The following is a 14244-nucleotide window of genomic DNA, read 5'->3' as shown; positions in this document are numbered from 1 at the left end:
CACCACGCGGTCGACGCGCCCGTTCTAGAATGCCTCCTCCATTGGAGGAGCCTCATGTCTTTTGCCTTGCGCCCCGATGCCGTTGTGCCCGGCGGCGAGATCAGCCAGGCCGAGCGCGCCGTGCGGGTCGACCTTGCGGCCGCGTACCGACTGGCCGCGCTCAACGGTTGGGACGACCTTGTCTACACCCATCTGTCGGCCACCGTGCCGGGCGAGCCCGATCACTTCCTGATCAACGCGTTCGGCCTCGCGTTCGACGAGATCACCGCATCCAACCTGGTCAAGATCAATGGCCGCGGCCAACTCGTCGGCGATTGGCCCGATGCAGCGGCGCGTCCGTCCGTCAACGTGACGGGTTTTGCGTTGCACGCTGCCGTGCATGCCGCGCGGCCCGACGCGCAGTGTGTGATCCATCTGCATAACACGGCGGGCATTGCCGTGTCCGCGCAGAAGCACGGGCTGCTGCCGCTGTCTCAGCATGCGCTGCGGTTTCACCGGCGCATCGCCTATCACGATTACGAAGGACTTGCCTTTACGCCGGAAGAGGGCGCGCGGCTGACCGCGTCGCTCGGCCATCATTTCGCCATGCTGCTGCGCAATCACGGCACACTCACCATCGGCCGGACCGTGGCCGAGGCACACGTGCTGATGGCCACGCTCATCAAGGCATGCGAGATCCAGATTCAGGCGCTTGCCGGCGGCGAGGTCGTCTCGCCCGCGCCGGAAGTGGCAGACCGCGCGGCAGAGCAGCTCGAAGATGGCGGCGCCATCGAAGGCGTGATCGAGTGGCCGGCGCTGCTGCGCAAACTGGATAAAATCGACGCTTCATATCGTGACTGACGCGACTGTCAAAGCGACCCACTAAACAGGAGACACCATGCCGACTTTCCATATCGAGATGTTCGAGGGCCGCAGCGTTGAGCAGAAGAGGAAGCTCGTCGAAGAAGTGACGCGCGTCACGTGCGAATCGCTCGGCTGCGCGCCGGCTGCCGTCGACATCATCATCACCGACATCAAGCGCGAAAACTGGGCCACCGGCGGCGTGCTGTGGTCCGAACAGAAGTAACCCGTCCTCCACTCTCATTTGCCGGTCCGCCATGCAGCCCATGCAGCATTTCGCCTCAGACAACTACGCGGGCTTCTGCCCGGAGTCGCTGAAGTATTTCCTGGAGGCCAACGGCAGCGGCCATGAGCCGGCCTATGGCGACGATTCCTGGACGCAGCGCGTGTGCGACCGCATCCGCGACCTGTTCGAGACCGACTGCGAAGTCTTCTTTGTCTTCAACGGCACGGCGGCCAATTCGCTGGCGCTGTCGTCGCTGTGCCAGTCGTATCACTCCGTGATCTGCCACGAGCTGGCGCACATCGAAACCGACGAATGCGGCGGCCCGGAGTTTTTCTCCAACGGCTCCAAGCTGCTGACCGCCAAAGGCGAAAACGGCAAGCTGACGCCGGATGCGGTCGAAGCGCTCGTCACGCGGCGCTCCGATATCCACTACCCGAAGCCGAAGGTGGTTTCGCTGACGCAGTCGACGGAAGTCGGCACCGTCTACACCGTCGACGAGGTGCGCGCGATTGCCGCGATTGCCAAGCGTCGGCAGTTGCGGGTGCACATGGACGGCGCGCGTTTTGCGAATGCGGTGGCGTCGCTGGGCGTGCATCCGTCGGAGATCACCTGGCGCGCCGGCGTGGATGTGCTGTGCTTTGGCGGCACGAAGAACGGTCTGCCGGTCGGCGAGGCCGTGGTCTTCTTCGACCGCCGCCTGGCCGAGGACTTCGCCTATCGCGTGAAGCAGGCCGGGCAGCTTGCATCGAAGATGCGCTTCATCTCGGCGCCGTGGCTGGGTCTGCTCGAGAACGATGTGTGGCTGCGCAACGCGCGTCACGGCAACGCGATGGCGCAGCTGCTGCACGCGCGCATTGCCGACGTGCCGGGCGTGCGCATCATGTTCCCGACCGAATCGAACGCCGTGTTCGCCGAGCTGCCGCTGCCCGCCATCGAGACGCTGCGCGCGCGCGGCTGGCGCTTCTACACGTTCATTGGTGCGGGCGGTTGCCGCCTGATGTGCTCGTGGGACGTGCAGCCCGAGACGGTGGAAGCCTTCGCCGCCGATATTCGCGCAGCCTGCGCGCAGGCCGTTCAATCGATCTGATTGCCATGAGCTTCGACTACCGTTTCTGTCCGCAATGCGCCACGCCGCTGGTCGAGCAGCACAACGCCGGGCGCTTGCGCATCGCGTGCCCGGCGCAGGACTGCGGCTTCGTGCACTGGAACAATCCGCTGCCCGTCCTGGCGGCGGTTGTCGAATATCGCGGGCAGATGTTCCTGGCGCGCAACGCATTGTGGCCCGAGGGCATGTTCGCGCTCGTCACGGGCTTTCTCGAACGCGACGAGACGCCCGAAGAGGGCATCGCGCGCGAGCTGAAGGAAGAGACGAACCTCGACGCACAATCGATCTCGCTGATCGGCGTGTATGAGTTCATCCGCAAGAACGAACTGATCATCGCGTACCACGTGGTGGCCGATGGCGAGATCGCGTTGTCGGAAGAGTTGGTCGAATACCGCTTGAAGCCGTTTGAGAAAGTCCGTCCGTGGACGGCCGGCACCGGCTATGCCGTCGCCGATTTCCTGACCGCGCGCGGCCTGCCGGTCAATTACATCGACATCCGTACCGGCGAACCAGCCGAGCCGCCGCCGCGCCAGTGGCAACCCACGCGGCTCGTTACAATCCCGGAATGACTGATGCGAGCGGTACTGCGCCGCTTGCCCGTACCACTGAGGAAGACATGGAGTTTCAAAAGGAAATCGACGCGCGCGGCCTGAATTGCCCGCTGCCCATCCTGCGCACGAAGAAGGCGCTTGCCGACATGCAAAGCGGCGACGTGCTCAAGATTCTTGCCACCGACCCCGGCGCCACGCGGGACTTCCAGGCATTTGCCAAGCAGACCGGCAACGAGCTGCTGGAGCACAGCGAGCACGACAAGGTGTTCACGTTCTATATGCGCCGTCGCTGATCTGGCAGCGCGTTCAAAGAAAACGGGGCGATCCGGTTTGGCTGGATCGCCCCGTTTTCATTCGGCGGCAGATCTTTTGATCGACTGTGTGCGGCTACTTGCGCGCTTCCATCGCCATGCGCAGCGCCAGGCTGGTCAGCACGGTGCCCATCAGGTAGCGCTGGACCGACAGCCAGCTCGGCTTGCGCGAGAGAAACGCGGCGATGCTGCCCGCCGTCGCCGCGATCATCGAATTGACCGTCACGCTCACGCAGATTTGCGTGACCCCCAGGCAGACCGACTGCACCAGCACGCTGCCGTGCGCCGGCTCGATGAACTGCGGCAACAGCGACAGATACAGCACCGCCACCTTCGGGTTGAGCAGGCTGGTCAGCAAGCCCATCGTGTAGAGCTTGCGCGGGCTGTCCATCGGCAGTTCGCGCACCTGGAACGGCGCCCGGCCGCCCGGCCGCACTGCCTGCCAGGCGAGGTACAGCAGATAGATGGCCCCGCCAAAGCGCAGCGCATCGTAGGCAAACGGCACGGCCATCAGCAAGGCGGTGATGCCGAATGCGGCGCACAGCATGTAGAAGACAAAGCCTGTGGCGATGCCCGCCAGCGACACCAGCCCCGCGTTGCGCCCTTGGCAGATCGAGCGCGAGATCAGGTAGATCATATTCGGGCCTGGCGTCAGCACCATGCCGAGCGCAACCAAGGCAAAGGTCAGCAGATTGGTGAGGGTGGGCATGGCAGATGTGCAATCGGCGGCAAAGGTGAGGAGCTTGCAGGCTAGCACCCGGTGTCGATGGCCCGACAGGTACAGAAAATCACAAAAACTGGCAATTCTGTATTGGTCCACTGACGGCTCAGGCGGCGCACGCGGCACTCGAAAATCCACTGTTACATCCTTAACGTGCTTCGTCACAGCCTGGAGCGGAGGGGCGGCATAGAGTGGAAACAAGGTCCGGCATGTCCGGACGCTTCAAGGAGCCAATCCATGCAAAAGACCAAGTTACTGATGTCGTTGATGCTGGCCGTCTCTGCGCTTGCACCGCTGGCCAGCCATGCGCAAGAGCGCGACCACCGCTGGGACCGCGACCGCCACGAAGAACGTGTCGATATGGACCGTCGAGCCGATCGCGAGATGGCTCACCGGTGGCACCGCGGTGAGCGCATTCCACCCGAATACCGTGATCGCCATACATCATTGACGACTGGCGCGAGCATCGTCTTTCACCCCCGCCGCGCGGTTACCACTGGGTCGGTGTAGATGGCGGCTACTACCTCGTGAGGCCCGATGGCCTTGTCTTCAATGTGACGATCGGCGGCTGATAAGCGATCCGTTGCATAAAAAACCCGCGACTGCGAAAGCGTCGCGGGTTTTTCATTTTTTGGTGAGGGCGGGCTGCCTGGATGGCTCGGCTTACAGAATGCTGAACGACCGGCGACGGCGCGCCATGCGTGCGTCATCGGCGTTGTTGAAGGTATGCCGAAACCATTTCTCCCCATCCCCTGATCCCCATGCGCCTGCATTTCCTCCTTCCCGTCGTGCTGTTCGCGGCGTTGCCTGCTCGTGCCGAGCTTCTTATCAGCGAGTACGTCGAAGGCAGTTCGAACAACAAAGCCATCGAAATCTACAACCCGGACGGCACCGAGGCCGATCTGTCGGTCTACAAGATCGAGCAGTACAACAATGGCGCCAGCACGCCCACCGCTTCGTTTTCGCTCTCGGGCAAGCTGGCGCCCGGGGCCGTTCACGTGATGGCCCACAGCACGCTGGCAAGCGCGCTCGGCACGCGCGTCAACCAGACCACGGCGTTCTCGTTCAACGGCGACGACGCGCTCACGCTGACACGCTCCGGCGTCGTTGTCGATCGCATCGGCCAAGTCGGCTATCAGCCGCCGTCCGGCTTTTGGGGCACAGCCAGCGCTGGTACGAAGGACCACACGCTGCGCCGCAAAGGCACGGTGAAGACGGGCGACACGAACATCACGGCGGCCTTCGATCCATCCGTCCAATGGGACGCGTTCAACATCGACGACTTTTCCGATCTTGGCCTGTACAACGGGCAGGGCACGGTCACGCCGCCATCGCCGGTCGTTGCCGTGTGCGGCGCGCCGGCAACACACCTTGCGGATGTGCAGGGCGCGGGCGCGACTTCGCCGCTGGCCGGTCAGAACGTCGAGATCGAAGCGGTCGTGACCGCCGACTACAGCGGCACCAACGGTTTCAACGGCTTCTTCGTGCAACAACCGGACGCACAGCGCCGCAGGTTGCCCGGCGTGTCGGAAGGTCTGTTCGTCTATGCGCCCGGCGTTAGCGCCCGCGCTGGCGACCTCGTCCACCTCGTCGGCCAGGTCGAGGAAAAGTACGGCCAAACGCAACTGACGCTGGCCACGAATGGCATCGCAAGCTGCGCCAGCGGCCACAGCGTGACGCCCGTCGATGTGACGTTGCCCGTGGCGGATGCCAAGGCGCTGTCGGCATATGAAGGGATGCTCGTGCGCCTGCCGCAAACGCTGACGGTGAGCGAAACGTACGAGCTGGGGCGCTATGGCAGCGTCCTGCTCAGCAACGGGCGCCTGCCGCTGCCCACAAACGTGGCGCCTCCCGGGAATGGGGCGGCAGCGCAGGCGGCGGCCAATGCGCTGAACCGCATCGTGCTCGACGACGGCTCCAATCAGCAGAATCCTGGCACCGTTCGCTATCCGGCGCCGGGCTTGTCGGCCGCGAACCCCGTGCGCGCCGGCTATACGGTGAGCGGCGTGCAGGGCGCGCTGGAAATGCGCTACAACGCCTGGCGCCTGCAGCCCGTGCCGGGCGCGGCTGCACCGGCTTTCAATGCCGCCCCGAACCCGCGTGCTGGCGCACCGGCTCGCCACGCCCAGGCCGATGTGCGCGTGGCGTCGTTCAACGTGCTGAACTACTTCAACGGTGACGGCAAAGGCGCCGGCTTCGATGATCCGGCTAATCGAGGGGCCAAGACACCGGCGGAGTTCGAACGCCAGGAGGCCAAGATCGTCGCCGCCATCCGCGCCATCGACGCTGACGTGGTCGGCCTGATGGAAATCGAGAACGACGGCTACGGCAGCCTCAGCGCCATCCGCCGGCTGACGAGCCAGCTTGGTGCCGACTGGCGCTACGTCGATCCGGGCGTGCCGAAGCTCGGCAGCGATGCGATCACGGTGGCGATCCTCTACAACAGCCGCACCGTGGAACCGGTTGGCGTGCCGGCCACCCTGGCCATCGACGACAAGAACCGCCAGCCGCTGGCGCGCAGCTTCCGGCGCATCGGCGGCACGCAGAACTTCACGGTGGTCGTCAATCATCTGAAGTCGAAGGGCTGCTCCGGCGCGACCGGCAAGGACGCCGACCAGGGCGATGGCCAAAGCTGCTGGAACCCCACCCGCGTCCGCGCTGCCGGCCTGATCGCCGATTGGCTCGCGACCTCGCCGACCGGTGTGGCAGACATCGGCAAGCTCCTGATCGGCGACCTCAACAGCTATGCCAAGGAAGACCCCGTCGTGCTGTTCGCCGACAAGGGCTATGCCGACATGGTGGCGAAGTTCGTCGGCAAGAATGCCTACAGCTACGTCTATGGCGGCGAAGCCGGCTACATCGACCATGCGCTGGCTGATTCGGGCCTGGCCGAGCGTGTGCGTGCCGTGCACGAATGGCACATCAACGCCGATGAGCCGATTGCGCTGGAATATTCCTTTGCCTACAAGAGCGCCGAGCAGCAGCAGACGTTCTACGCGCCGGACGCGTACCGCTCGTCGGACCACGATCCGGTGCTGGTCGACCTCGCGCTCACTACGCAAGCTGCAGGTGGCGGCACGAGTCCGGAAGGCGATGCGGCGGCGGGCGGTGCCCCAGGCAGCCCAGGGGAGGGAGGTGCCGGTGCGGTGGACCCGATCGTCGGGCTCGCGCTGGCCGCCGCTGCAGTAGCCCTGGCGCGGCGTCGCGCGTGTCGGTCTTGAGCGTCCGCGTTCTTCCCCGGGCGACAAGCGACAGCCCCGTCACCGGTCGAATCGCATCCGTGCGTTCGCTGACCGCTCCACACGGCCTGAAGGCAGTTTCCGGCCATCTGGCTCGGGACTGAATTAAGCTTGTGGAATGGCAGCTCGGCAACGTCGCAAACGCGACGCGCTGATGCAATCGATTCCGATATGGCGACTGGGGATGCTGTGAATAATGTAGCGGCGATGGTGCGCGCGCTGATCCTGGGCGGTTGGCTTGGCTTGACGTCCGCGGGCAGCCATGCGGCAGCGACCTCGCTATTCACGCCGGAAGAACATGCATGGATTGCTGCGCATCCGGTGGTGCGCACCTGCGTCAACGCGCACTGGCGTCCGTTCGAGTTTGTCGAAGGCGGCAAGGTGGTTGGCATCGTTCCGTCGTTTCTCGAGGCGGTTTCGGATCTGAGCGGGTTGCGCTTCGAATATGTCGACGGCGCCTGCTGGAAAGGGTCCGTCGCAGCGTTGAAGTCCGGCAGCATCGACATGTTGCCGGACTGGGGCAAGAACTACGACGCGGCACCCCAACGAGACGGGTTCACTGCAAGTACGCCGTACTACGTCGGCACAATCGCAATCGTCACGGCCGAGCGTGAAAACCTGTTTGCCGGCTTCCCGCAACTGGCCGGCAAGCGGGTTGCAATCAAAGGCGGTGGCGGGCTCGAACTTGCCATTCGCCACAGCGATGTACCCGTTACGTTGCTGACGTTTCAGGATGAGTCCGATGCGCTGGAGGCCGTCGCAAACGAAGAGGCGGACGCCGCCCTCGGGACCGACGCGTCTCTCCTTCCGCAATTGAATCGCCAGTTCAAGGGCCGGCTTTTCTCTCAGGCAGCATCTGGGATCGTCCGTATGCGCTGACGATGGTCACGCGCGAGGACAACACCGTGCTCGCGTCGATTCTCGATAAGTCGCTCACCGCCATTCCGGCCTCAGAGGCTGATGCCATCCGGCACCGATGGCAGGAAACCACCGACTACGGCGCACCGTCGCTTTCGTCGATCCTCCATTACCGATGGTGGCAGGTTGCGCTGGTTGGCGGTGTTGTGCTGGCCTTCGCGATCCTGGCGTACGTGCTGTGGCGCGCGCGCGTTGCGGCCGTACGTAGTGAGCGCGACAAGGCGATGTTCCTCGCCTTCATCAGCCACGAAATCCGCACGCCGATGCACACCATCCTTGCGTCGCTGGAGCTGCTCCAGCGCTCGCAGCTGACTGGCGAACAGGCGAGCCGCGCGAATGCAGCGGTCTCGGCATCGGAAACACTCCTCGCGCTGCTCGACGATGTTCTCGAATACTCTCGTCTCGAATCGCGCAGCGTGACGCTCGCGCTGCAGCGAACCGAGATCGGGCCATGGGCCGAGCAGACGCTCGACATGGTGCGTTGGCGCTCGGAGGAGAAGCAGCTGGCGCTGTTCCTCGATCTAGCGTGCGCGCCAGATTTCAGCGTCGAAATCGACCCCATGCGCGTGCGGCAGATCGTTCTGAACCTGTTGGTGAATGCGATCAAGTTCACCGAGGCCGGCAAGGTGGTTCTGCGCGTCGACTACCTGCCCGGAAAGCGCCGGGGTACTGGCACGCTTGTGCTTGAAATCCGGGACACCGGCATGGGCATCCCCCGGACCGCCAACGGCATATCTTCGAGCCGTACGCGCGAGTGGAAAGCCCAGGCAACCGCGGTGCCAGCGGCAGCGGGCTGGGCCTGTCGATCTGCCGCGAATTAGTCGACCTGATGAAAGGCGTGATCACGGTCAGCAGCAGCCCCGAGATCGGCACGGTGTTCACCGTCATGTTGCCGGTGCGCGAACCTGGCGCGGAGTCGGTATCACCGCAGGCCCCCGTGGATCCGTCGCTTGGCGCGCAAGCGGCATCGCCGGCTCCGCCTATCAAACCGCTCTTGTCGGGATCGAACGATGGACCGCTAGTCCTGATCGTCGATGATCACGAGGCCGTGCAACACGCGATCCAGCATCAACTTGATGCGCTGGCTTGCCGATCAACCGTCGCAGGCACCGGCGAGGCGGCGCTCGAACAATTCGCTTCGACAGCGTTTGACATGGTGCTGCTCGACTGCAACCTACCGGGCATCGACGGCTATACCGTCGCGCAGCGCATGCGTGAAATCGAACACCGGCGCGGGAGCGAACGCACGCCCATTGTGGCGATCTCCGCCGCGGCTGACGATGCTCATCGCACACGGTGCTTCGACAGCGGCATGGACGGCGTTCTGGGCAAGCCGCTGCGCCTTGCCGCATTACGGGAGCTGATCGAACTCTGGTGCGGCCATGGCGATTCTGACGCCCACACGGTGCCGGCAGAGCGCGACGCGGCACCGACGGTGGACGTGCTGGCGATCTATCGACAGACCATGAAAACCGATCTTGAGATGCTTGCCCAGGGCGTCGCACATCGGAATGTGGAGCAGGCACGTCGAGCGGCACATCGAATATCGGGTGCCGCCGCCGTTGTGGATGACCTGCAAACACGTGAGGCCGCAAGCGAGTTGGAGCGGCATCTTTCAGAACCGTCTGCCAGCATCACCGCAGACGCACAGGCGCTTCTGGCGGAGCTTCAATCGCTGCACCCGATGGACAGCACTGACACCTGAGCCTGCCATCGGGGCGTTCCTCACCCCGCCTTGCATTCCCACATATGCCTTGTACGCCTCACCTGAGGCGGCACGGAGCCTTGTGCTGCTCCGATTTCCGCGTTCGACAGCCCGCCTAGCGAGCCCCACCTTCCGCAACGTGAAAGGCGTCGCGCCTGAATGGCCAAAAGCGTCGACGTGCGAGCAAAAACGCGAATCTCGCCCGCTTTTTCAGAACAGTCTGATATGGCGCGACCGCCACGCTTGGAATACTTGCGCCTGCCTTCTTCGATAGGCATTTGTTCTCGACCAGATCCCGCACGTTCGTGCCGCGGATTCAATCTAAGGGTAAGTCAATGAAAGCAAAACTGTTCCTGGCTGGCGTCGCCATGTCTACGCTGTCGGCCGCCGCAATGGCCCAAACGACGCCTACGTCGGTGGATGGCGTCATCAATTTCCAAGGCACGATCCTGAGCGACACCTGCAAGGTGTCCTCGCTCGCAGGCGATGCAGGCACCATCAACGTCGACATGGGCACCATTGCTGCCGATGACATCGGTACGCTGACTGCACCGAAGAACCTCGCCAACGGCGCTGGCTCGGCCAACATTGACGTGGTCTGCAAGACGGGCGCCAAGGTCAGCATGAAGTTCGCCGGCAAGACGGCTGAGCTGAGCGCAGACAAGAAGACGCTGCGCGTGAACAACGGCAACACCGCCGCAGGCTTCGCACAAGGCGTGAGCATTGCCGTGTACGAAGGTACGGGCGCCGGCGCAAACGCGTTCGACCTGAGCAATGGCGATCTGCTGGCGCAGACCACGGTGCCGTCGACCGGCGGCGCAGTCAACGTGCGCTTCGCCGCAGCCTATGTGGCTGCAGACCCGACGAAGATCAAGCCGGGTGTTGCAAACGCCAGCCTGCCGTTCACGCTCACCTACGAGTAAGCGTAAGACAAGCGCCAGCCAACACGGCTGGCTTCAATCGGCAGCGGTCATTACGCCGCTGCCGTCTATTCTTCACAGGCTATTCCGGATATGAGAGCAAAACGATGCGCCGTTGGCGCGGCGTTGGCGTGCGCGTTGGCTGCGTCCGCGAGTCACGCCAGCATTTCCCTCAGCACCACGCGGCTGATCTTTGACGGCAAGAACAAGGAAACCTCCGTGGTCGTCAATAACGATGGTGGCGATGCATTGATCCAGGCGTGGCTTGATCCGCTTGATGAAGGCGCGCACGGTCAACTGCCGTTTGCCATCACTCCGCCGCTGGCCAAGTTGGCAGCAAAGCAGCAGCAGATGCTGCGGGTGCTGTACGAAGGCGTGGGTATGCCGGCAGATCGTGAGTCGGCCTTCTGGTTGAATGTACAAGAGGTTCCGCAGACAGCCCACAACGACAACGTATTGCAACTGGCTGTCCGCCAGCGCATCAAGGTGTTCTATCGGCCGGCTGGTTTGAACGCGGACCCCCAGAAGGCTCCGGCCAGCCTGCAATGGCAGCTCAACCAGGATGGCAGCAAGGCGATGCTGCGTTTGAGCAACCCGAGTCTCTACCACGTGACCGTGGTCGATGCAAAGGTACAGCGGCAGCGCAGAAGAACCAGTCATCGACGCGAAGATGGTTGCCCCCGGCGCCACGGTGGCGTTGCCGGTGAAATTGCCGGCCAGTACCGCCGTGCCGGAGCTGCGCTACGACGTCATCAATGACTACGGCGGCCGCCAAAGCTACCGCGTCACCTTGCACGGCAGTCAGCCGAGCACGCCGGTTTCCACCGGCAACTGATCGAGCCGGCTGCCAGCCGGTTCGATTGCGCCAGCCCGCCCGGGCTGGATAAGCCCGCGCCAACCGTAGCGGAGCTTGCCTATGTGACAGCCCCCCCGATTCACCAAGCCAGAAGCGAGCATTGCGATGTCTACCCGCCAGACGACCAAATCGGTCTCCAGAAGGACCAATGGAAAAGCGGCTGCTGCACGCCCGAGCGCAACGCCGCTCTACCTGGCCGTGTGTCTTGCGATGATGAACAGCGCGCGGGCCTCCGAAGGGGAGACGGTCGTTGCGCAGGCTGATTCAATGCTGCTCGCGTACAACACGAGCTTTTTGCATGGCCAAGGGCGCCCGGCGGACCTGAGCGCCGTGCTCAGTTCCGGCAGCAGCGTGCCGCCTGGCACCTATCGGGTCGAGGTGGAAGTCAACGGTAATCTGGTGGGCCGCCGTGATATCGACTTTTATCAGGACAGTGACAAAACCCAGCTCCGCCCATGCCTGACAGCCAAGATGCTGCACGACTTCGGCGTCAATCTGAGCAGCGTTACCCCGCCGCTGGACATCAATAGCCAGGCGTGCCTTGATCTGCCACACGTGATGGATCAGGCCTCAGTCGATTTCGACGCCGGCCGACTGCAGCTGAATCTGAGCATTCCGCAGGCATTTCTCTCGCGTGCAGCACGTGGCTACGTGGACCCTGCTCTGTGGGACGAAGGTGTAACAGCTGGCTACGTCAATTACCAGTTCAGCGGCAACTACGGCCACACTCGCATTGGTAGCGACAGCAGCAGCTATTTCATTGGCCTGCAGAACGGCGTGAACATTGGCCGTTGGCGACTGAGAAACGAGTCCACGGTCAGTGGAAGCAACAGCGGCCAGACCCGCTTCAAGAGCAACCGCACGCTGGTGCAGCGCGACGTCGATGCCATCAAGGGCCAATTGAGTCTCGGCGAGCAGTACTCCGATTCAACGTTGTTCGACAGCGTGCGGTTTCGCGGGGTGCAAGTCGGCGCCGACGATGCCATGCTGCCCGACAGCGAGCGTGGTTACGCGCCGGTGGTGCGCGGACAAGCCGCTACCAATGCGGTGATCGAGGTACGTCAGAGTGGCTATGTTCTCTATCGGGCCAATGTCCCGCCTGGCCCATTCCAACTCACCGATATTTTCCCGTCCGGTTCCAACGGCGATCTTGAGATCACCGTGATCGAAGCCGACGGCAGCAGGCGTGTCACGCACCAGGCGTTTTCAAGCCTGCCGTTGATGCTGCGCAAAGGGCGGCTCAAGTACAACTTTGCCGCCGGTAAATACGATGGCGAGCAGGGCCCGTCGCCCAATCTTGTCAGCGGTTCGCTCGTCTATGGACTGACTGATAACAGTACGGTAGCTGGGGGCTTGCAGGTATCAAAGGACTTCCAGGCAGTGAACGTGGGTGTCGGCACCAACACACCCATTGGCGCGCTTTCCGTCGATGTGACCCAATCCACCAGCCGGGTGCGCGGTAAGCGGGACACCGGGCAGAGTGTGCGGGTTCTGTACGCCAAGACATTTACCAGCACTAACACTAACTTCACGCTTGCTGCCTATCGATATTCGACGTCCGGTTACCGCACCTTCAACGATCACGTCAACGATCTCAGCAGCACCGCAAGCAATGGTTGGGTCAACGGCCTCGGCTTTCAGTCCGGGCGCAGTCGCTCACGTATTGACCTGACGACCAGCCAGGACCTGGGTGGCGTGGACCGCCGATACGGCAGCGTTTACTTGAACGTCAGCCAGCAGACCTACTGGAACCAGCCCGGGTCGAGCCGCAGTCTTAGTGTGGGTTATGGCAACAACTGGAAACAGTTGAGCTACAACCTCAGCCTGAGCCAGACGAAGGACACCCGGTTTAGCGGAAACGGCAACAGCAAGCAAATCATGCTGACGATGTCGATTCCGCTGGGTGGCAAGCTGCGGTCGGGCCGTGCGTATACCAATATCAGTAACAGTAACAACGGCGGCACCAACGTCCAGAGCGGTCTGAGCGGCTTTGTCAACGAGAAAACCTCGTATGCCATGCAGGCCGGTTACACCGGCACTGGACGCGGCGCCACGGGCGGCGCAAGCATCACCCGTGACACCGACATGGGGCAGCTCAACGCCAACGTGAACGTTGCACGCGACTACCAATCGACTAGCGTTGGCGCCACGGGCTCTGTTGTGGTCCATCGCGGCGGCGTCAACTTGAGCCGCACCGTGGGAGATACCTTCGCGCTGATGAAGGTGGAAGGGCTTAAGGGCGTGGACGTGAAGACCGATGCTGGTACGTCGGTCGGCCGCAACGGGTACGCAGTGATCACCTATGCGCAGCCGTATCGCCTGAATGCGCTGAGCCCCGAGACGCATAACCTGGGTGCGGATGTGGAACTGGAGGACACCGTCAAGCAGGTGGTGCCGCGCCGCGGCGCGATCGTGCAGGCGACCTTCAAGGGTTACAGCGGCCAGCGCGCCCAGTTCGCACTCCAGCAGGCGAATGGGACGCCGGTGCCTTTTGGCGCGAGCGTGGAAGACGCACAAACCGGCAGGCACCTCGGCATCGCAGATCCGAACGGGAATGCATTTGTGCTGCTCAATCAGGAACAGGGCACCTTGTCGGTGAAGTGGAAAGACAACCAGTGTCAGGCGCCATATGCGTTGCGCCAGGCTGAACCCGGACGGAACTACCAGAGGCAGACGCTGCGCTGCCGATGAGGTCGGGCGGGCGTAACGTCATCGGTCTTGACGATCTTCAGTTGCCACCGCTGCCGGCCTCGACATAAAGTGCCGCAATTAAGGCAAGGCAAGGATGGGCACTGCGAATACGTCTGTCGTTTTTGCGATGAGCTATGACTGGCGCGGCGTGAGGCGGCTCG

At 63.1% G+C, this 14244-nt stretch carries 11 protein-coding genes and 2 pseudogenes; 12 read left to right on the top strand and 1 reads right to left on the bottom strand.

Annotated features, from left to right (window positions below; genetic code table 11):
• Positions 1-54 precede the first annotated feature (54 nt).
• Genes OWR21_RS01755 through OWR21_RS01735 form a run of 5 tightly spaced genes read left to right on the top strand, consistent with a single transcriptional unit; the run spans position 55 to position 3015 of the window.
• Positions 55-840 (top strand): class II aldolase/adducin family protein, encoded by a 786-nt coding sequence (locus OWR21_RS01755; protein ID WP_316901934.1) that lies wholly within the window; start codon positions 55-57, stop codon positions 838-840.
• A gap of 37 nt (positions 841-877) precedes the next feature.
• Positions 878-1066, top strand: coding sequence for a 4-oxalocrotonate tautomerase (locus tag OWR21_RS01750; protein ID WP_147218136.1), 189 nt, complete (start codon positions 878-880; stop codon positions 1064-1066).
• 40 nt (positions 1067-1106) lie between these two features.
• A complete protein-coding gene (locus OWR21_RS01745; protein ID WP_147218238.1) occupies positions 1107-2153 on the top strand; it encodes a threonine aldolase family protein in 1047 nt (348 codons plus the stop codon).
• 5 nt (positions 2154-2158) lie between these two features.
• Positions 2159-2740 (top strand): NUDIX hydrolase, encoded by a 582-nt coding sequence (locus OWR21_RS01740; RefSeq protein WP_147218133.1) that lies wholly within the window; start codon positions 2159-2161, stop codon positions 2738-2740.
• A gap of 47 nt (positions 2741-2787) precedes the next feature.
• Positions 2788-3015: a sulfurtransferase TusA family protein gene (locus OWR21_RS01735; protein ID WP_004629370.1), complete on the top strand. Its 228-nt coding sequence runs from the start codon at positions 2788-2790 to the stop codon at positions 3013-3015.
• 94 nt (positions 3016-3109) lie between these two features.
• On the opposite strand, the gene OWR21_RS01730 is transcribed toward OWR21_RS01735, so the two are convergent.
• Positions 3110-3742 (bottom strand): LysE family translocator, encoded by a 633-nt coding sequence (locus tag OWR21_RS01730; RefSeq protein ID WP_027677897.1) that lies wholly within the window; start codon positions 3740-3742, stop codon positions 3110-3112.
• A gap of 249 nt (positions 3743-3991) precedes the next feature.
• Here OWR21_RS01730 and OWR21_RS01725 point away from each other — a divergent pair.
• The 7 genes and pseudogenes from OWR21_RS01725 (at position 3992) to OWR21_RS01695 (ending at position 14083) form a co-directional block, all read left to right on the top strand.
• Positions 3992-4326: pseudogene (locus OWR21_RS01725) on the top strand (RcnB family protein).
• A 189-nt stretch (positions 4327-4515) separates the two neighbouring features.
• Positions 4516-6975 carry an ExeM/NucH family extracellular endonuclease gene (locus OWR21_RS01720; RefSeq protein ID WP_332394455.1) on the top strand — a complete coding sequence of 820 codons (2460 nt, stop codon included), beginning with the start codon at positions 4516-4518 and terminating at the stop codon, positions 6973-6975.
• Between the two features lie 189 nt (positions 6976-7164).
• Positions 7165-9616: pseudogene (locus tag OWR21_RS01715) on the top strand (ATP-binding protein).
• A 335-nt stretch (positions 9617-9951) separates the two neighbouring features.
• Complete coding sequence (locus tag OWR21_RS01710; RefSeq protein ID WP_232042276.1) at positions 9952-10539, top strand: fimbrial protein; 588 nt, start codon at positions 9952-9954, stop codon at positions 10537-10539.
• Between the two features lie 135 nt (positions 10540-10674).
• Positions 10675-11295 carry a fimbrial biogenesis chaperone gene (locus OWR21_RS01705; RefSeq protein WP_332394454.1) on the top strand — a complete coding sequence of 207 codons (621 nt, stop codon included), beginning with the start codon at positions 10675-10677 and terminating at the stop codon, positions 11293-11295.
• Entirely contained in the window at positions 11228-11371 is a 144-nt protein-coding gene (locus OWR21_RS01700; protein WP_332394453.1) for a hypothetical protein, read from the top strand. The genes OWR21_RS01705 and OWR21_RS01700 overlap by 68 nt, the downstream gene beginning before the upstream one ends.
• Positions 11372-11497: 126 nt before the next feature.
• Positions 11498-14083, top strand: a complete 2586-nt coding sequence (locus OWR21_RS01695; RefSeq protein ID WP_316888182.1) for a fimbria/pilus outer membrane usher protein — start codon at positions 11498-11500, stop codon at positions 14081-14083.
• Positions 14084-14244: the final 161 nt, after the last annotated feature.

The organism is Ralstonia sp. 1B3 (assembly GCF_036631435.1).
The sequence above is the reverse complement of the archived record's forward strand: the minus strand, read 5'-3'. Positions and strand labels throughout refer to the sequence as shown.